10 protein-coding genes, 1 other RNA gene, 1 pseudogene and 1 CRISPR repeat array are annotated in these 19327 nt (G+C 43.7%); of the genes and pseudogenes, 7 read left to right on the forward strand and 5 right to left on the reverse strand.

Annotated elements, in window-relative coordinates; translation table 11 throughout:
• Window positions 1–20: 20 nt before the first annotated feature.
• From QUA43_RS21760 to QUA43_RS21770, 3 genes are all read left to right on the forward strand, one after another.
• A complete protein-coding gene (locus tag QUA43_RS21760) occupies window positions 21–1223 on the forward strand; it encodes a glycosyltransferase family 4 protein (RefSeq protein ID WP_333376414.1) in 1203 nt (400 codons plus the stop codon).
• A gap of 79 nt (window positions 1224–1302) precedes the next feature.
• Window positions 1303–4098: a CRISPR direct-repeat array (repeat unit 37 nt; unit sequence GTTTCAATCCCTGATAGGGTTTTAGGTATTTTCCGGC).
• 1230 nt (window positions 4099–5328) lie between these two features.
• Window positions 5329–6075: a dienelactone hydrolase family protein gene (locus QUA43_RS21765; RefSeq protein ID WP_333376415.1), complete on the forward strand. Its 747-nt coding sequence runs from the start codon at window positions 5329–5331 to the stop codon at window positions 6073–6075.
• A 99-nt stretch (window positions 6076–6174) separates the two neighbouring features.
• Window positions 6175–7074, forward strand: a complete 900-nt coding sequence (locus QUA43_RS21770; RefSeq protein WP_333156944.1) for a S1 RNA-binding domain-containing protein — start codon at window positions 6175–6177, stop codon at window positions 7072–7074.
• A 593-nt stretch (window positions 7075–7667) separates the two neighbouring features.
• On the opposite strand, the gene QUA43_RS21775 is transcribed toward QUA43_RS21770, so the two are convergent.
• Both QUA43_RS21775 and QUA43_RS21780 read right to left on the reverse strand, forming a co-directional pair.
• The gene (locus QUA43_RS21775; RefSeq protein WP_333376416.1) at window positions 7668–9899 is read right to left on the reverse strand and encodes a polysaccharide biosynthesis tyrosine autokinase; all 2232 of its coding nucleotides are present in this window, start codon (window positions 9897–9899) and stop codon (window positions 7668–7670) included.
• Between the two features lie 25 nt (window positions 9900–9924).
• Entirely contained in the window at window positions 9925–11355 is a 1431-nt protein-coding gene (locus QUA43_RS21780) for an SLBB domain-containing protein (protein ID WP_333376417.1), read from the reverse strand.
• Window positions 11356–11388: 33 nt separating this feature from the next.
• Here QUA43_RS21780 and QUA43_RS21785 point away from each other — a divergent pair, with 33 nt between their 5' ends.
• Window positions 11389–12744: an O-antigen ligase family protein gene (locus QUA43_RS21785; protein WP_333376419.1), complete on the forward strand. Its 1356-nt coding sequence runs from the start codon at window positions 11389–11391 to the stop codon at window positions 12742–12744.
• A 120-nt stretch (window positions 12745–12864) separates the two neighbouring features.
• On the opposite strand, the gene QUA43_RS21790 is transcribed toward QUA43_RS21785, so the two are convergent.
• Both QUA43_RS21790 and purD read right to left on the reverse strand, forming a co-directional pair.
• The gene (locus tag QUA43_RS21790; RefSeq protein ID WP_333376421.1) at window positions 12865–15030 is read right to left on the reverse strand and encodes an ATP-binding protein; all 2166 of its coding nucleotides are present in this window, start codon (window positions 15028–15030) and stop codon (window positions 12865–12867) included.
• 170 nt (window positions 15031–15200) lie between these two features.
• Entirely contained in the window at window positions 15201–16481 is a 1281-nt protein-coding gene (purD, locus tag QUA43_RS21795; protein ID WP_333376423.1) for a phosphoribosylamine--glycine ligase, read from the reverse strand.
• A gap of 338 nt (window positions 16482–16819) precedes the next feature.
• Between purD and QUA43_RS21800 the strand changes: the two genes are divergently transcribed.
• From QUA43_RS21800 to QUA43_RS21810, 3 genes are all read left to right on the forward strand, one after another.
• Window positions 16820–18082: a 5-(carboxyamino)imidazole ribonucleotide synthase gene (locus QUA43_RS21800; protein ID WP_333376425.1), complete on the forward strand. Its 1263-nt coding sequence runs from the start codon at window positions 16820–16822 to the stop codon at window positions 18080–18082.
• Between the two features lie 50 nt (window positions 18083–18132).
• A non-coding RNA gene (gene ssrS / locus QUA43_RS21805) (6S RNA) lies at window positions 18133–18320 on the forward strand.
• Between the two features lie 101 nt (window positions 18321–18421).
• Window positions 18422–18622, forward strand: a complete 201-nt coding sequence (locus QUA43_RS21810; protein ID WP_333376427.1) for a hypothetical protein — start codon at window positions 18422–18424, stop codon at window positions 18620–18622.
• A gap of 38 nt (window positions 18623–18660) precedes the next feature.
• Here QUA43_RS21810 and QUA43_RS21815 read toward each other — a convergent pair.
• Window positions 18661–18993: pseudogene (locus QUA43_RS21815) on the reverse strand (transposase); the annotation flags it as partial.
• Between the last annotated feature and the right edge of the window lie 334 nt (window positions 18994–19327).

Here is a 19327-nt window from a genome sequence, read left to right on the forward strand (position 1 = left end):
TCTTGGACAGGAGTTTTGAATTGCAGATTATTGTTGAAGGCTGGCGTTTTATTTATCATTCCTATTGCGTAGCCAATCAATTTCAACTGCTGGAAATGCTCGATCGCCCGCCAGGAAAAATAGAGCTTTTCCACCGCGATATGCCTTACATAGACGCAGCTTGGGAGACGAAAATTAGTTTGTTCGATCGCCCCAATGAAACATTACTTCGCAGCATTAAGAGTCCTGCGGTAAATAAGTCAGCGGATGTTACTCTGCGAATGTACTGCCCGTGGGACTTCTCTGCCTCCAGCAGCGCTCAAACTTGGGTATTTGCAGCCACAGAATGGGGGATTGTTACCAGTTCAGTATTACAGGCGATGGGTGTTAAGTCGATCGCCCAAACCCCGGTTAATTCAGAAACGAAAATTATTACACCTTCAGCTTGGTCAAAAGCCGGTTTAATTCGCAGCGGAGTTGAGGCCGATCGCATTGCCGTCGTACCTTTGGGAGTCGATCCTCAGATTTATTATCCTGCTGCGGGCGATCGGCGTCAATCACTGCGCCAAAGCTTGGGCTGGTCAAACTATTTTATATTTTTAAACATCGGCGGGCAAACGGATCGCAAAGGTATTCGCCCTTTATTAAAAGCCTTCGCTGCGGTAGTTGACAAATATCCAGATGCGAGATTAGTTTTAAAAGGTTCTGAACTGCTTTATCCGTCGAGAGACGAGATTGCTGAAGCCTGCCGAGTTGTGCTCAACGATGCGGAAAGAGCGAGGGTTTTACCGAGATTAATTTATACTGGTAGCCAGCTATCTTTTGCTCAAATAGCAGAGTTTTACCAAGCAGCAGATGTTTATGTTTCTCCCTATTTGGCAGAAGGTTTTAATCTGCCGGTGTTGGAAGCTGCAGCTTGCGGTTTGCCGGTTATTTGCACTGCGGGCGGCCCTACGGATGATTTTACGCGATCGAACTTTGCACAGCGGATCGAGAGTAAATTTACGGCTGTGGAGAGTGACGGGGAAACCTTATTTATCTTAGCTCCTGAGTGGGAAGATTTGACTGATTTGATGCAAAGGGCGATCGAACAGCCTGGATTGGCTGCGAAGGCCAGGATTGCGGGCCCGGCTTTTGTGGCTGAAAATTTTACTTGGAGGCGTGTAGTCGATCGATTGCTTGAGGTTATGGGAGGAGATAAAAAGAGAGAGGAGAGGTCTATTTTTGAGCCAATAATTTTGTAGTTTGGGCGTTTCAAGCCCTAGATGGGGAAATAGGTATTTTCCGGCCTCAGTATGCAAACACTGAAACATCTCGGTATGTGTTTCAATCCCTGATAGGGTTTTAGGTATTTTCCGGCCGGGATTTATTAATTGGGCTGGAAAAACTACGGGTGCGTTTCAATCCCTGATAGGGTTTTAGGTATTTTCCGGCTGTTGCTCGATCTGTTTGCAGTTGATTTGGCCGATGTTTCAATCCCTGATAGGGTTTTAGGTATTTTCCGGCGAAGTGTCAACAAATTAGCCAGTGAATCAAATGAAGTTTCAATCCCTGATAGGGTTTTAGGTATTTTCCGGCTTTCGGCTGCCACTGCTTTATTCTCCTGAAGAAGCGCGTTTCAATCCCTGATAGGGTTTTAGGTATTTTCCGGCAGAGTTGGAGGGGGAGTTTACTATTGCTAAAGCGTTTCAATCCCTGATAGGGTTTTAGGTATTTTCCGGCTTACGGTAATTGCTGGTTTCATGTGGAAAGGGCTAGTTTCAATCCCTGATAGGGTTTTAGGTATTTTCCGGCTTCAGCAAGTTGGTACATCTTCTGCAGCTAGAGCAAGTTTCAATCCCTGATAGGGTTTTAGGTATTTTCCGGCTCTTTGATACAGCTTGGGCTTGAAATTGTCCCATGTTTCAATCCCTGATAGGGTTTTAGGTATTTTCCGGCCTAGCACTTTGACTTCAACTAAAACATCTTGAATGTTTCAATCCCTGATAGGGTTTTAGGTATTTTCCGGCGCAAAAACCGTAATTGCCGGAGCCATTATTTTGTTTCAATCCCTGATAGGGTTTTAGGTATTTTCCGGCTTGACTTGCCAGGGGTGGAAGGCGAACCATTCTCCAATCTGTTTCAATCCCTGATAGGGTTTTAGGTATTTTCCGGCCTTTTTGGGCTTCAGCAAGAGCACTGTTTGCAGTTTCGTTTCAATCCCTGATAGGGTTTTAGGTATTTTCCGGCTTGAATAATCCGAGAGTGAGGATTGAAAGATTTAACGTTTCAATCCCTGATAGGGTTTTAGGTATTTTCCGGCATACTGTATACAGTGTGTACAGGTGTTAGTCATGTTTCAATCCCTGATAGGGTTTTAGGTATTTTCCGGCGTCGATTCTGCTGAAATTGAGCGCTTTAATTCTCTGTTTCAATCCCTGATAGGGTTTTAGGTATTTTCCGGCTTTTATGCTCCTTTTGAATGCAGTGAAGCTGCACGTTTCAATCCCTGATAGGGTTTTAGGTATTTTCCGGCTTTAAATAGTAAAAAAGGGTTTGTAAGTTTTGAATGGGTTTCAATCCCTGATAGGGTTTTAGGTATTTTCCGGCGCCCCGATGGGATTCATGGTTACTTTACGTGTCCTTGTTTCAATCCCTGATAGGGTTTTAGGTATTTTCCGGCATTATGTCTACACTATTCTAAATGGTGTAAGGCAATCGTTTCAATCCCTGATAGGGTTTTAGGTATTTTCCGGCTTGATTCTATGTTAAAGCCCTAAATCACTATTCAATTGTTTCAATCCCTGATAGGGTTTTAGGTATTTTCCGGCTTTTCACAACGAAGTGAGGCGTGAGGTGGAAGAGTTTCAATCCCTGATAGGGTTTTAGGTATTTTCCGGCGGTATTTGGCGCATAGTTCGGCATATTCGATCGGTTTCAATCCCTGATAGGGTTTTAGGTATTTTCCGGCTTAATCCGAAAATTCACTGATTGTCAATGTGTGCGTTTCAATCCCTGATAGGGTTTTAGGTATTTTCCGGCAAAATACCATGAATCAAAATCAAATTAAATATTTAGCGTTTCAATCCCTGATAGGGTTTTAGGTATTTTCCGGCAGTTGACTGGTAATCTTGAAGCAGTCTCTAAATGGTTTCAATCCCTGATAGGGTTTTAGGTATTTTCCGGCTCTATTTCTACGATTATCGGCGCATCCATACCGTGTTTCAATCCCTGATAGGGTTTTAGGTATTTTCCGGCTTCGGCCATTAGTTCAAGTTCCCAAAAGGCGATAGTTTCAATCCCTGATAGGGTTTTAGGTATTTTCCGGCTGCCTTCCGCTCCGAATCGCCTACAAGAAGGGGACTAAGTTTCAATCCCTGATAGGGTTTTAGGTATTTTCCGGCGTTAAAAAAAGCGATGCACAATGTCGATGATTCTGTTTCAATCCCTGATAGGGTTTTAGGTATTTTCCGGCTTGTTTGTCTTCGTTGAATAAATTCATGTGAACTATTGTTTCAATCCCTGATAGGGTTTTAGGTATTTTCCGGCTTATCGGCCCAGAGCAAGCGCCGTCAATCTTAATCGTTTCAATCCCTGATAGGGTTTTAGGTATTTTCCGGCTTTTGTGTTTGCCCCGGAGGCGGTAATTGATTGATGTTTCAATCCCTGATAGGGTTTTAGGTATTTTCCGGCTCCCGGCTCCAGCAATTTGTCGGGTTTCTTTTCCGTTTCAATCCCTGATAGGGTTTTAGGTATTTTCCGGCTCGAGGTTATGCCGCAAGCTTTCGAGCCGCGCTGGGAGTTTCAATCCCTGATAGGGTTTTAGGTATTTTCCGGCTTTACAGGTCGTGGCGGAATGTAGACAGGCTGTGGTACAGTTGTAGAGTTTCAATCCCTGATAGGGTTTTAGGTATTTTCCGGCGCACAACCGACTCCATGATGGGGCATCAGTAGAAAGTTTCAATCCCTGATAGGGTTTTAGGTATTTTCCGGCTTTGGATGCTTGGATTATGGCCGGTTCTGACAATCCTGTTTCAATCCCTGATAGGGTTTTAGGTATTTTCCGGCGGTGTTGTTGGCATTGGGGAGGAGAAAACATCTACGTTTCAATCCCTGATAGGGTTTTAGGTATTTTCCGGCTGCCCGTTCCAGAAGCCAGGGTGTATTTGGTTTTCAAGGTGCAGTTGCGTCCAGCTAAGATAAAAGTACCATTCCAGCCTTCGGCTTGTCAATACCTTAGTTTCCATACTCACTCCAAAACCTTATCCTGTAAAGCTTTCAGACTTTGCGTCTATCTTTTTTTCACACTAGGGGCATCAAACTCTTGCTGCACATGAGTTTGAGCCGAAAAATTTGATACTCCGATTTTAACACCTACCCATAGACGCAAACTAAACAAAAAATATTCTGCGCTCAACGGGCTCTACGCCACCAATACTTTCGATCTTACCCTGACAGCAAGCGTACAGCGGAAAAAACCAAATACTGTCTTCCTTGGGTTGGATGACTTTGTTCGGCGTGGCGATCGTAACTTAGACTTGAGTCCTAGCCTGCATCCATCTCCTCAACTGGTTGGATGACCTTGTTCGGCATGGCGATCGTAACTTAGACTTGAGTCCTAGCCTGCATCCATCTCCTCAACTGGTTGCATGACCTTCTTCGGCGTGGCGATCGTAACTTAGATTTGAGTCCTAGCCTGCATCCATCTCCTCAACTGGTTGCATGACTTTGTTCGGCGTGGCGATCGTAACTTAGACTTGAGTCCTAGCCTCCATCCATCTCCTCAACTGGTTGGATGACCTTGTTCGGCGTGGCGATCGTAACTTACCATACTCAGTCTCACTCAATTCAGCACACTCAAAAACACTGTACTACATCAACTGCCCATAAAGGGAAGCTCAAAGAAAAACCAACAACCTACCGCAATATAGCCCTAAAATACTACTTACAATTAGCAAAAAACACACAAGAATTTCGCCCACAAAAAAGCACAGGAATTTAAAAAATACTCCACTATTGTAAAAATAATTATCTCATATTTAACAGCTAATCGAGTTAGATACTTATCTAAAAAGTCTCCCGAACAATTCCGATAAAATGTTCTAAATCCTAGGCTTATCAAAATCTATATTTGAGCAGGTTCCAGACCAAAACCTATATTTTACCGGGATTTCACCCCAATTAATTGCTAAGAGCGATCGACCCCGACTTATTCAGCAAAACCTAAACCTTCAATAATTGGCGAATTTTTACCTGCCATATTTGCAGTATTTGCGCTTCCCAGTTCCGAAAAATATTATTGGCGTATTGCCTAAAAATTCCCCAAGTTAACTTAAAATAAGTAGAGTGGCATTTACCTTAAAACTCCCGATGACAAAAGCCGAAATTATCACCAAAAACATCACAGTTCCTAACGGGGATTTGCAAATAGCTGGATACCTAGCCCAACCAGCCTCGCCAGGGCAATTTCCGGCAGTTATCGTGATTCAAGAAATCTTTGGCGTCAACTCGCACATCCGCGAAGTTACTGAAAGAATAGCAAAAGAAGGATATGTGGCGATCGCCCCAGCCATTTACCAGCGTCAAGCCCCCGGCTTTGAAACCGGCTACACACCCGAAGCCATCCAAATCGGCAGAGAATACAAAGAAAAAACCACAGCTTCCGAACTTCTCGGCGATATCCAAGCCACCATCGATTACCTCAAAACTCTACCCTCTGTCAAACCAGAAGGTTTTGGCTGCATCGGTTTCTGCTTTGGAGGGCACGTCGCCTACCTTGCCGCTACTTTGCCCGAAATCAAGGCTACAGCGTCCTTCTACGGCGCCGGTATCGCCACCCTAACCCCCGGCGGCGGAACCCCCACGATCGCCCGCACAGCAGACATTAAAGGCACTCTCTACGCCTTTTTTGGCACTCAAGACCCCAGCATTCCCTTAGAACAAGTTGACCAAATCGCCGCAGAATTGCAAAAACACAGTATTTCTCACCAAATTTTCCGCTACAATGCCGATCACGGCTTCTTCTGCGACCACCGCGGCAGTTACGACGCTACGGCAGCAGCCGACTCGTGGATGCAGGTGAAGCAGCTATTTCATCAGCAACTTCAACCAGCTTAGAGAGTGGGAGATGGGGAGATAGGGAGATGGGGAAAGTGGGAAAATTTTTTCTACTGACGACTGCCAACTAAATTACTGACAACTGACAACTAAACTGACATGAATTCCAAATCTACAGGTTCTCAAAGCGCAAAAGCATCCTTTTCAATGGATGATTTTGCTAAAGCCCTCGAACAGCACAATTACGAGTTCCAGAAGGGACAAGTAGTGCGCGGCAAAGTGTTCGAGTACGACTCAAACGGCGCGTATGTTGATATCGGCGGCAAGTCTTCGGCTTTTTTGCCGATCGAAGAGGCTGCTTTGAGAACAGTAACGGATTTGTCGGAAGTGGTTCCGCTGGACGAGGAACGGGACTTTTTGATTATCCGCGAACAAGATGCAGATGGCCAAGTTACTTTATCTCTGCGACAGTTACAAATTCAGCAAGCTTGGGAAGATTTAATTGAATTGCAGGAAACCGGTAAAGTTCTTCAGGTGCGGGTTTCTGGCGCGAATAAGGGCGGCGTGACTGTAGATGTTCAGGGAATGCGCGGCTTTATTCCCCGATCGCACTTAGTCGATCGCGATAACCTAGAATCGCTGATCGGTCAATCTTTGAGCGTTAATTTCTTGGAGGTCGATCGCGAACGGGAAAAACTCGTACTTTCCCAGCGGATGGCTACTCAATCGAATGCCTTCAAGGACTTGCAAATTGGTCAGTTGGTGGAAGGCAAAGTCAGCAGCATTAAGCCTTTTGGCGTGTTTGTAGACTTGGAAGGAGTTAGCGGTTTGCTGCACATCAAGCAAGTTAGCCAAAAATATATTGATAACCTTGGAAAGGTGTTTGCCCCCGGTCAACCCTTGAAGGCGATCGTGGTTGACCTCGATGAAAGTCGTGGCCGGATTTCCCTTTCTACTCGGGTACTAGAAAATTACCCAGGGGAAATGGTGGATAAAATGGCGGATGTTATGGATACCGCAGAAGAGCGATCGGAACGTGCTAGAAAGACTCTTTCTTAAGTCTTGATCTAATTACCACCCGGACTTTTAAGAAGTCGGGGTGGTAAGAGTGCGATCGTTTTACGTTTAATTAGATTGATTTACTTATTTTGCATTTTACATCGGCTTCTTCTGCCAGTTTCCAAAAAGAATCCCACTAAGCTGTTCTGTATTTAAATTGTATATCAAAAAAAAATAAAGTCTTGTGGGGAGTAGGGGTTGGGCGTCCCGCCCGCCCTGAATATACAATCCGCCCGCCCTGAATATACAATTTAAATGCGCGACAGCTTATAGCAATCCTCGCATCATTTGTGAATTTCTTACTCCTTCCCCGAACCCGCGGGGAGGGTTGGGGTAGAGTAAAAAATTTACGACTCCTGCCAGGATTGCTATATAGGCTAACTCCAAAACCCTATCCAGTAAGTTATACCAATTTTAAAAAAGAATGCAACAGTATTCTTGTCCCCCCCCTTAGCAAGGGGGGGCTAGGGGGGGTCGAAGAGTGTTGCACGATTTTAGAGAAATGGTATTAATACTTATCCCCAACTAAAAATCAACAATCCCAAATTGTCTTACTTCTTCCTTTAGCTATCTAACTCCATTTTTAGCGTCCCTTATTTAACCCCATTAGCTACTACTCCCAAGACTTTAAAATCGGCTACCTTTAGTTGATCTAAAGCTTTGTTTACCAGACCGCGATCTGTTTTTTCTATTTTTACAATCAGCACTGTACCATCAGTTTGAGAAGCTAGTAAATGGCCGTCTGCTAAACCAATTAAAGGTGGCGTATCGTAAATCACTAAATCAAATAAGGCTAGGAATTGTTCCATTAAATAGTGCATCTTTCTCGAAGAAAGTAATGTAATTGGATCTGAGGGAATAGTACCTGCTGTGAGGACAAAAAGATTGTCATCGTCGGGTAATCGCTGAATAGCCTCATTTAAGCTTAAATCAGAACTTAAAACATTACTTAAACCTTTCATATTTGATAAGCCAAGGTATGTGTGCAGTTGAGGCACACGCATATTAGCATCCACTAATAATACTCGTTTACCAACAGCAGAAGCAGTTTTAGCTAAATAAAGTGCTACAGTTGACTTACCCTCACCTTTAATGGTCGAAGTGATGGTTAAAGAACTTATTGGGTGTTCAGCATTTAATAATTGAATATTTGTGTATAAGTAGTGAAATGCCTCGACTACAGGAAAATCTTTGTAATTTGAAACTATTATTCGTTTTAAGCTTGCACTGTTAGTATTTGAACTTACGCTAGTGAATTTAGCTGGAACACGTTCACCTCGACCAGATTTAATTTTCATCGCTTTGGCGATCGGAATGACTCCCAAAAGAGGGCGTTTAGTTGCTGATTTAATTTCTTCTGGAGTATGGAAAACAGTATTTAAAACTTCTACTAGGAAACCTATAGCAATGCCTAGTAAAGTGCTAATAACGATCGCAATGGCTAGGTGGCGACGGGTTGGTTTTTCTGTTACTGGGTAGAGATCACCATTTTCATTTGTGACTAACTGGGGTTTAGATATAATTTGCCAAGAGCCATCAATTTGACCAGCATCTAGTTGTAAAGTTTTTTGTTTTTCGAGGAATAGTTTGAGAGTATCTTTAGCTAGTTCTAGTTTTAATTGTATGTCATCATAGCGAAGTTGAGCTTGAGGCATTTGAGTGATTTTTGCTTGCAGTGAATTTTGGCTATTAGTTATCAATCGCTCGCGAGCTTCCAACTGTTTTAGTTGTGATTGCATCTGCAAGAGGACAATATCAGCTTCTCTTTTCATTAAATCACGCAAACTTTGCTGCTTTTCTCGCAAAGATTGAATGGGAAGGCTATTTTCATAAAATTGAGTAGAGCTTAAAGCTAATTGCGACTCTATTTCATTTACTTTGCCAATTAAATTTTCATAAGACTTGGGGCTAATCTCAACAATCCAACGATTATCGCCCGTTAACGCTCTTTTTTTGTAGCTTTCATATTGAAGCCTACTTTCTGCCAGTTGTGCTTGCACTTCTAGGCGACGATTAGTTGAAATATCTAGCTGATCTGATAAGCTGCGGCTGCGTAGTTCTGGTTGATTAAAGTTATACTGAACTCTTAACATTTGTAATTCTTGTTGCAATTTATCAACTTTCTGCTGGAGTGGGGGCATTTGTCTAGCGATAAAGTCAATACTTTGTTTGCTAACTTTCAAACGCTCTTTATCCATATATTCTAGGTAATATTTAGCCGTTTCATCCAACACATATTGGATGCGCTTGGGGTCTCGATCGCGATAGCTAATATCTATGAGTTTAGTACCACCCTGCTTCCCATCTCGCAAGAAAGTAATACGTTGGATCGTCAAGCGGCTACTGAGACTTTTATAGTCAAACTTTGGATATTTTGTTTGCAATTTATTAACTAATGGTAGTAACACTTCTGGGCTTTTTAAAACCCGCGCTAAACTTTGATAATCCACCGAAGAACCTTCTTCCGCTGATGATTTAATTTTGTTCAAGTCTGTGATGCCTAAACTGTTATTTTGAGCTTGTACCAAGAGCTTTGATAGCCGATCGTCAGCCGTAATAGGTTCTGCTAAAACTGTGAATTTTCCTTCATACTCAGTAATAGAGTTTTTGGCAGCCCTGAGCACGAAAATACCGCTTATGGTAGCTATGCTGGCAGCTACTATGCCCATCACCAGAAGGCGACGTTTGATGACAGCTAGTACCCAATTCATATCAAGAACTTGGTCATCCTCTGCTGGGGTACTAGCTAGGTAATTAGCGGAGGGAGCAGACAAATATTGACCATTAAGGTCATTCTTGAGGGAAGACAATAGTTTTTTATCCATAGCAAAAATTTAGGTTATTTAATTCCTAATTTCCGAATAGTCTCAGTAGCTCGATGAGTCGGGTAGGAACGAGAATTCCACCAATAATATTATTAACTGGTGAGAACACAGTGTTAATGTTGTCTACCAAGATAGCAGTCCTCGAACGTGCCACTATAATTATGTCATTATCTTGAATCACTGGGTTGCTTTGAGAGTCGATTCCTTGATTCAAATTAATTGCTACTTCCGATCGGGATATAGTGCCATTAGGATTCAGCCTGATCAGTTCCACATATCTAGAGTTAGCGCGATTTGACCTGAAACCCCCCGCATTCATAATTGCTTGATTTAAGGTAGTATTAGGAGGTAATTTGAGTCCACCCGGAGCATTGACTTCTCCGATAACACTCACTTGCAAAGTCGCCGGAGCAAAGCTAGCAGTAGCTAGAACAGAAACTTCTCCAGGGTCGATCGCCGTCGCTGTCGGCACAAAGATGATATCCCCTTCTTGTAGTATAGTATCTTGAGATGTATCTTGTTCTTGCAAATATTGCCAAAGGTTAATAGTTCTAACTTGTTGTTTCCCACTTCTAGTATAACGCTGGAGTTGGATTTGGCGAATATCGGCGATTGATGTGATTCCACCAGCTAGTTGTAGAGCACGAATAATTGTCGGCTGTCCGTTGGTTCTTTCACCATTTCGGGTATCACCACCAATGGCTACATATCTACCGGGACGCTTCACCTCTCCGAATACTGAGACAGTACGGGGTTGCTCTGCTGGTATAGAAAAATTAGATTCACTAAGTAGATTTGTTTCTGCTAAATTAATTGTTTCTTGAGGGGGAACCAATATTTGATCTCCATCTCGCAACGTGATATCTTGGCTGGTCTGGCCAGTTTGTAAATAATCCCACAGATTATAAGTGATAGTTATTTCTTTGTTAGCCGTGAGCCGACGCCGCACAATTACTCGTCGAATATCAGCGCTAGCTCGAATACCCCCAGCTTTTTCTAAAGCTTGAGGAAGTGTGGGAAACTGAATTGATGGTCTAGTTCCACCTCCATTAGCTAGGGGCAATAAGTAGGAGCCGGGACGACTTATTTCACCGGATAACCAAATATTAAGCGGGCGGGCAGCTTGTAAGCTGATGGTAACTAAAGGTCTTTTTACCACCTGGCCATAAGCTCTAGTGATAACTTGGGCTGCCTGTTCTAAAGTTAATCCTTGAAGGGAAACACTACCAATAATGGGGATTTGAATAGCTCCGCCAGCGGGAATTTGATACTCCCCACTAAGCTGAGGCAGATCGTAGATATCAATTCTAATATTGTCTCCACCACCTAGATAGTAGTCAGTATTAATACTTGTTGCGGGGGCTGGCGACTGAGCGAAGTTTGTTTGAGGGTAGGAGAGAGTGAGTACCAGCGCCAGCAGTGGCAATTGTAAAGCAGGGAGAGTAAGCCATTTCATAGGTAGTAACAAATTTATGATAGAGGTAAAGCCATGAAAGAAATTTTAAGAGTGCCGATGTTTGCGTTAATGCTATTGTGTTTAACGCTTATCGTCTTTGTGACTATTTATATTTTAGTCGCACGCCATCCGAAATTGGGTGCCACATTAGAAAAGATTTTTGTGGGGATACTTTTTTTTACCATAACTGGTGGATCAGGTATCATAGCCATGCCCTTTACAAAACTCCATCCTAACGTTTTCTACAACCGAGAAACTACACCCCCAACGATGATTGCTCAAATTGCCATTTATGGGGCCATGATATTAATGATATTTCCCCGCTTAACTAAAACTACCCAAAAAACAGTTTCTATCTGCATTAAATGGATAGCAGGAGACATTTTTTTAGGTTTGTTTTTGTTGATTATGACTTTATCGGGATTGTGGTCACAAACTCCTGAAATTACTTTTAGGGCTATTTTTGCTATTTGGGTAGTAACACTGGCTTCTATTTATGTAGGGAAAGTGTATAGTTGGTTAGAAATTTATGGATTATTGAGATGGCTAACTGGTTTATTAGCTTTATGGTCACTTGTGAAAACAAATGCAGCGCCGGACGGTTGTTGGACAGGAGTTTTAGGTCATAAAAACCCTTTTTCTTTTCAAATGGCTAATACAGCTTCTTTATGGATTTTATATGCTTTTAAGGAGCGTAAGTATCGATATTTATCATTATTCATCGTTTTAATGGCTTTAGTCGGACTGCAAAAAGGTTGTAGTGGTGCTAGTCGGATTTTGACGGTGGTATTAATCAGTTTGTGGAGTTATTTAGCACTCTTAAAAAAATTACCTGTAAAATGGGCTTTTCTCTGCTTTATCTTATTTTTGGTCGGTAGTATAGGTATAAGTATTTTGGTGTTAAATAATTTAGAGGCTATTATTGTGGATGGTTTGAAAAAAGATATGACTTTAACAGGTAGAACCGATTTTTGGCCTTTAATTATTGATCGAATTAATCAAAATAATCCCATATTTGGTTATGGAATACAAGGATTTTGGCAGTCTTGGCGTGGCTCGGAAAATCCCGCTTACGGAATTATAGTAGCTAAAACTGGTTTTATACCACCCCACTCTCACAATGGTTTTCTTGATATACTTTGCGAACTGGGTTGGACAGGACTCTTGTTGTTTATTGGGTCATTCTTGAATAATATATTTAGAGGTATAAAGTACCTAATTAAAGGAAATTTTCCAGAGTCAGGTTTGCCTTTGTATTTATTAACATTTATGCTAATGACCAATTTGACTGAGGGGGGACTATTGGGGGTTGGTACTTATTGGTGTTGGTATGTAGTTTTATCGGTAAAATTGAGCTTAGATAGGACAGCTAAGGATCATCCACACTGATGATGTTAGCCTTTGGTCAGGCGTATTAGAAAAATTTTTAAACAGAATAGGCAGAACCCCGACTTTTTAAAGAAGTCGGGGCTTTAACACCGATCGCGTTTTACGTTTAATTAAGTGGGCTCACTTAATATGACTCGCAATTGTTTCACTCTCCACCGTTGCTTCCACTTGCCAAGAATTTTCCATCTCTACTGTTTGTTTCGGCTGATAAACTGCCAAGTCGAACCAGAAAGTCGTACCCACATTAACTTCGCTAACTAAATTAATTTTAGTGTGATGCTTGTCAATAATGTTTCTGACAATAGAAAGACCTAATCCCGTTCCTTCTAAAGTGTGTACTCGGTTTTCTACCCGGAAAAAGCGATCGAATATTGCTTGTTGATCTTCAGGATCTATGCCAATTCCAGTATCAGAAATTTCGATCCGCACTACCGGAAAATGTTTGGCATCCGGTGACAAGTTTTGGTGGAGGGATTGACCGTCTTTGTGGGTGGGGGTCTCCGACTCTAGCAAATACGCTCGAATGGTCACCTTGCCACCGGACTGAGTAAATTTTAAGGCATTTCCTACTAAATTTGCAAATACTTGCAGTAACAAATCGTAATGACCTAAAGCAGGCGGCAAATACGGGTCAACTTCTTGCTCTAATTCAATGCCTTTATCTTTAGCATTTAACTGATAAGTCCGCAGGGTTTGTTCGACAGCTTGGGGGAGGTCAACAGCCTCCAAGTGATAAACTCGGCAGGATTCCAGTCGCGACAAGTCTAACACGTCGTTAACTAAACGAGTTAGTCGATCGGTTTCTCGATTGGCAATTTCTAGGAATTCCCTGCGCTCACTTTCTAGAAGGTCTTCTCCGTACTCGTGGAGAGTCTCGATAAAAGATTTGATATTAAATAAAGGTGTTCTCAATTCGTGAGAAACATTGCTGATAAAATTGCTTTTAGCCTCATTGAGTTCTACTTCGCGAGTAATGTCCTGCACAGTCATTGCAATGCCTTTGAGACTTTCCCGGTAATTTCCAGAACCTTGATGCTTGGAGGTTTGCTCGTAGAAAGTACACTCTACAGCTACCGGGCGTTGTGGTTCGGTACAGGTATCTTCCTCATGGCGGATGCAGCTTCTGCACAGCGGTTCGGCACCGGGCGCTTTGTGCAGAATGACTGTAGTTAAAACAATCCGAATTGTACGGTTAACTGGTTCGCTCATGGAGATGCGAAATTCGCCGCCTTCGCGATCGCCCGCAGCTATTTCCTGCAAAGGTCTAGCCAAGTCCTGCTGCACTTCCGAAGGCAAAATGTTAAGAACATTTACTCCGAGCGCATTTTTGCCTTCCCATCCAAAAATCCGCATCCCAGTCGGATTAACTAAAATCACCTGCAAATTTGCGTCTAATAAAAGCGCGCCATCAGCAATCGTTGAAACCAAAGTTTCTAACTTCGCTTTTTCCGCTGTCAGTTCTTCAATATTTTGTTCTTCATAACTTTCGAGTTTCTGGGCCATTTCATTAAAACTGCCGATCAACTCGCCCAATTCTCCCCCTAAAGGCAGGTCAACTCGCTGCTTAAAATTTCCGCTGGCAATGTTTTTGACTCCGAAGACTAATTGTTTGATCGGCTGAGTAATTGTCAGAGCATTAAATACAGCCCCCAAAATTACCATCACCCAAATTGTGACAAATACTGCTAAAGTGACATCCCTAGTCAGATTTGAAGAGATAACTGCTGCGGGATTTGGGTTAATGCCGATCGCCAAAACCCCCAAATATTTGTCTTCATGAATTAACGGCACAAATACATCGGTAACTTCTCCATCCGGCGTCAAATGCTGCCGCACCAAAGGCAAAGAAGTTAAATTTCTCGCCTCAATATCGGCGAGAAAATTATCGGGAAGTTTGATCTGGCGGCGCAGTGTCAGGGAAGTCTCCACCTCGGATTCCGAAAAGGGTATCCCCAGGAAAATATCTCCCGCTTCGTCTGCGTAAAGCATATAGCGGACGCTAGAAGTGCTGCTGTAAAATTGGCGGGAAAAGCGGGCGACTTCGGAGCGATCGTTTTTGGCAATCAGCGGCGCCACATTTGCCGCCAACAGCAGGCCCAGGTCTCGGCCGTAACGAGTATCGTTAAGTCGGGCGTCTTGCTGGATAGTATTCACGGCCCAGAATGTCAGGCCACTCATAATTAACGACACTACGAGGGTAGCAGCGGCCATCAGGCGGGTCTGGAGGGTAAAATCCGACCACCAGCGGGCAATAATTTCTCCGATTTTGTTTAGTATGGCCAGCATTTCACCAGTTCACCCGTTCAATATTAAAAGCAAGATAAATTCAGTTGGCTTCAGATAAAATTTTCTGCTGCGACTTGTCCGCTACCGCCACCGCAGAGATACCAAACTTCATTGTTACATTTCTACATTGAGATTGCTTGGCTTTCGGATGGCGGCCGATGTCGCAATTCCTAATTTTTATCGCCCAGAGCTCGGCGACCGATGTCCCGACGGCAGTAGACCCCTTCAAATTGGATACAATCAACTGCTGCATAAGCTGTGGAGATAGCTTGTTCCAAAGTTTCTCCCGCCGCGGTGACGCCCAAAACCCGGCCGCCGTCGCTCACCAACTGCTGGTGCTTCAACTGGGTGCCGGCGTGAAAGACTTCTGCTCCTTTGGCTTCAGCTTCCTCGATACCTGTAATAACTTTGCCTTTTTGATAACTTCCAGGATAGCCCCCTGAAGCCAAAACTACGCAAACAGAGGCCCCCGACTTCCAGCGAATAGAATATTCACCGAGACGCTGCTGACAGCAGGCCAGCACCAAATCTTCTAAAGGAGTTTCCAGCAGTGACAAAACCGCTTGAGTTTCGGGATCTCCGAAACGGCAGTTGAATTCTAAGACTTTGGGTTCTCCGTCGGGGGTAATCATTAAACCTGCGTAGAGTACACCCCGGTAGTCGATTTTGCGTTTTTGCAGTGCTGCGAGGGTGGGTTCGAGAATTTCTTCTTGAATCCTTTCCATTAGTTCCGGGGTGACGATGGGCGCTGGGGCGTAGGCTCCCATACCGCCGGTGTTGGCTCCCTGGTCGCCTTCGCCGATAGCTTTGTGGTCTTGGGCCGGCAGCAACGGTTCCACTGTGATGCCGTCGGTGAGGGCGAGAATCGAGACTTCTTGACCTGTTAAGAATTCTTCGACCACGACTCGGATGTTGTCGGTGCCGAATTCGCCTCGGAAAATGGTGTTGATGGCGCTGTGAGCCATTTTGACGGTGGTGGCAACGGTGACTCCTTTGCCTGATGCGAGTCCGTCTGCTTTGATGACTATTGGGGTTCCTTGTTCCAGAACGTATGCTTTGGCTGCTTCTGCGTCTGTAAATACGGCAGCTTTGGGTGTGGGGATGCCTGCTTCGAGCATCAATTCTTTGGCCCAGGATTTGCTGGATTCAATTTGGGCGCCGGCTTTGGTGGGGCCGAAAATCATCATTTTTCGCTGTTGGAAATAGTCGGCGATGCCTAGCGATAGGGGCAATTCGGGGCCGACGATGACTAATCCGATGTTGTTGACCATCACAAAGCGTTCGATGCCTTGGAAGTCGTCGATGTTGAGCGATAGATTTTGACAGCCTGGGGTGGTAGCTGTGCCACCGTTGCCCGGTACGCAGAATACTTGTTTAATCCGCGTAGATTCTAGCAGTTTTTTTGCGATCGCGTGTTCGCGACCTCCGTTTCCCACAACTAAAACTTTCACAGTATCCTCACCTATAAATTTTGTTCCCTGAATGTCTGATTTTCAGTGTTGGCATCTGTCTATCTGCTTTTTGCAGTGCTGTCAATTATGCCATGCTTGGCGCTAGGGAATGGCTAGATGTGGCACTTTTCTGAAGGAGTGGGCTTCGACGGCTGTTTCTCAATGGCTGGGAGCGTGCAATAATTAAAGACTTTAGCTGCCCAATTTTTATGGGTTCTGCCTCGATTTAATCAGGCAATTAAAACTCTTTTCTGGCTTTTAACTCTGCAATTACTATAATTGATCCGGGGACAAATAGCGATAAGATAGGCAGGTTGACTCTGGGGAATTTTACTCACATGAAATCAAATCAAACCGCTGCGAGTTCGTCTGCAAAATTTAAGCGGGTGGGTGTTGTCGGCGGCGGCCAGCTAGCTTCGATGATGGGGGATGCTGCTAGTTCGCTGGGTATTGAATTGGTAGTGCAAACTCCCCATGCTAGTGACCCGGCAGTTTCTGTTGCTGCTAGTGCTGTTTTGGCTGCTGTTGATGATGTTTTGGCTACGGCTCAATTGGCTGCTGGCTGCGATGTTATTACTTTTGAAAATGAGTTTGTGGATTTGGATGGTTTGCGGCCGCTAGAAGAGCAAGGTGTGTTATTTCAGCCGAGTTTGTCGTCGCTTTCTCCTTTGTTGGATAAGTACGTTCAGCGCTGTTATTTACAAGGTTTGGGTTTGCCAACTCCGAGGTTTTGGGAATGGAATTGCAGCGCGGATTTGCCCCCGGAATTGTTTAAGGCGGTGGCGATCGACTTTCCGGCAATTTCTGTTTCCGACAGCGTGCAGATGGAAGGAGACTCGGATGCTGGATCGATCGACTTTCCCTTTGTCGTCAAAGTTCGCCGCCACGGTTATGACGGCCAAGGTACTTTTATTGTTAAGGATCGAGGGAGTTTTGAGTCAATTCGTGCTAAACTCCAAGGTCAGTCTTTGCTAGTGGAAGAGTTTGTGCCGTTCGATCGCGAGTTGGCAGTGATTGCAGCTCGATCGGCAACTGGGGAAATTGCGATTTATCCGATAGTGGAAACTCAGCAGCAAAATCAGGTTTGTCATCTGGTGATTGCGCCTGCTGATATTAGTTTAGAGGTAAAAACTGAAGCTGGTGCGATCGCCCGCACTCTCCTCAACAGTTTGCAAGCTGTCGGCATATTCGGCATTGAATTATTTTTAACCGCCGATAATAAGCTGTTAGTCAATGAAATTGCACCCCGCACCCACAACTCGGGACATTTTACCATCGATGCCTGTGAAACTTCACAATTTGAACAGCATTTGCGCGCAGTTTGTCAACTGCCTTTAGGTAATTCGGCTCTGAAATGTGCAGGCGCTGTCATGGTAAATTTGCTAGGTTACGAGTCGGCTGAGTCCGATTATTTAGCAAAAAGAAAACAACTGGCACAAATCAGCGGTGCTTTTGTCCATTGGTATGGTAAGAAAGTATCGCGTCCCGGCCGCAAACTCGGTCACGTTACATTTGTGTTCGACGCGGACTTGGTGGCTCAGGGGCGATCGTCAGCAGAGGCGATCGCTCAAACCGTTGAATCTATCTGGTATGCAAGTTAAATTGCTCGAACCTTGCCAAAATCTGGTTAGTTGGTATATATTAAATAAAGGTTCTACTGCGACGTTGGTGACTGCCAATAATGTTTTTTTGATCTATAACTCTTAACTCTCGGGAATCAAGATGTTTGGACAGCAGTAAACTGGGCTTGTACCCAGAAACTTTAAGTCCGAGCCAACGGTACCCACCTGGTAAAATACCAGGTCAAAAGCTGAGGTAAGACGGCGTTGCGGGGAGCCATTAAAATTTTGATTGAGATAGGCGCTGTAAAATATAGCTAGTACACTGGGGCGGGAATAAAGCTACCATTTATAGGTAGATGTAGAAAGTAGAACAGATCGATGCCCATACTAGCCCCAAATCCGTTGGAATTGGCAGCTCCAGAACGAGAGCAACTTTGGCAGATTGTCAACCTTTATCGGACTCCCCAGCAAATTGCCTTAAAAGCCGGGAGCATCCCAGGGCTGTTTCATTCTCGGGTACGATCGCCAAAAGTAAAAGCGATCGCGCTATCTGATAACTATCTGATCAGATTTTTCTGATCAGATTTTTCTGATCGCTTAACAATCAATATAAGTAGCTAGACAAAATTAATTACATAGTTTTCTCCAAATTCTTTCAGGATTTTTTCCACAGATGTAACAAAAGTTCCCCAACTCTTGTAAGCAGATATTTCAATCCATTCATACTTAATAAACCGCCATAAAATTTCAATTAAATTTAATTCAGGTGAGTAAGAAGGCAACTCAAAAAGAGTAATATTACGTTGCTTCCACTCTTCAAGTTTGTCAACAATAGCATCACTGGTATGAATAGAAGCTTGATCTGTGACAATCACCGTTGGCTTATCTACTGTGGGAAAAAAAGCATCAATACAGGCAATAACCACATCTGAATTAATACTTTGAGATGCTGGGGGGGTGACAAAGAGGTCTACGAGATAGACTGTATAAGGGTTGCGGCCCGCATACCTTGTTGATAAAAGCGGCGTTTATTTGGAGTTAACTTCATTAACTGTTCTACCTCGTCAGAATATAGTTCTAGATAATTAACCCACTTTTCTCCATCTAATCCAACACCAAATGTACTCCGTCTGCGATATTTTTTCTTGGGTTCTTTGCGACGAGATACATATTTTTGTACCTGCTTTTTCTTCAGTTCAGTGCCTTGAAACCCACATTCCGCAGGTCTTTAAATAGAATTGATGGTTATAAATTTTCAAAATTTAAGCCTGAAGTGATTGCCCA

This window comes from Microcoleus sp. N9_B4 (assembly GCF_036701635.1).
Lineage (GTDB): Bacteria > Cyanobacteriota > Cyanobacteriia > Cyanobacteriales > Microcoleaceae > Microcoleus.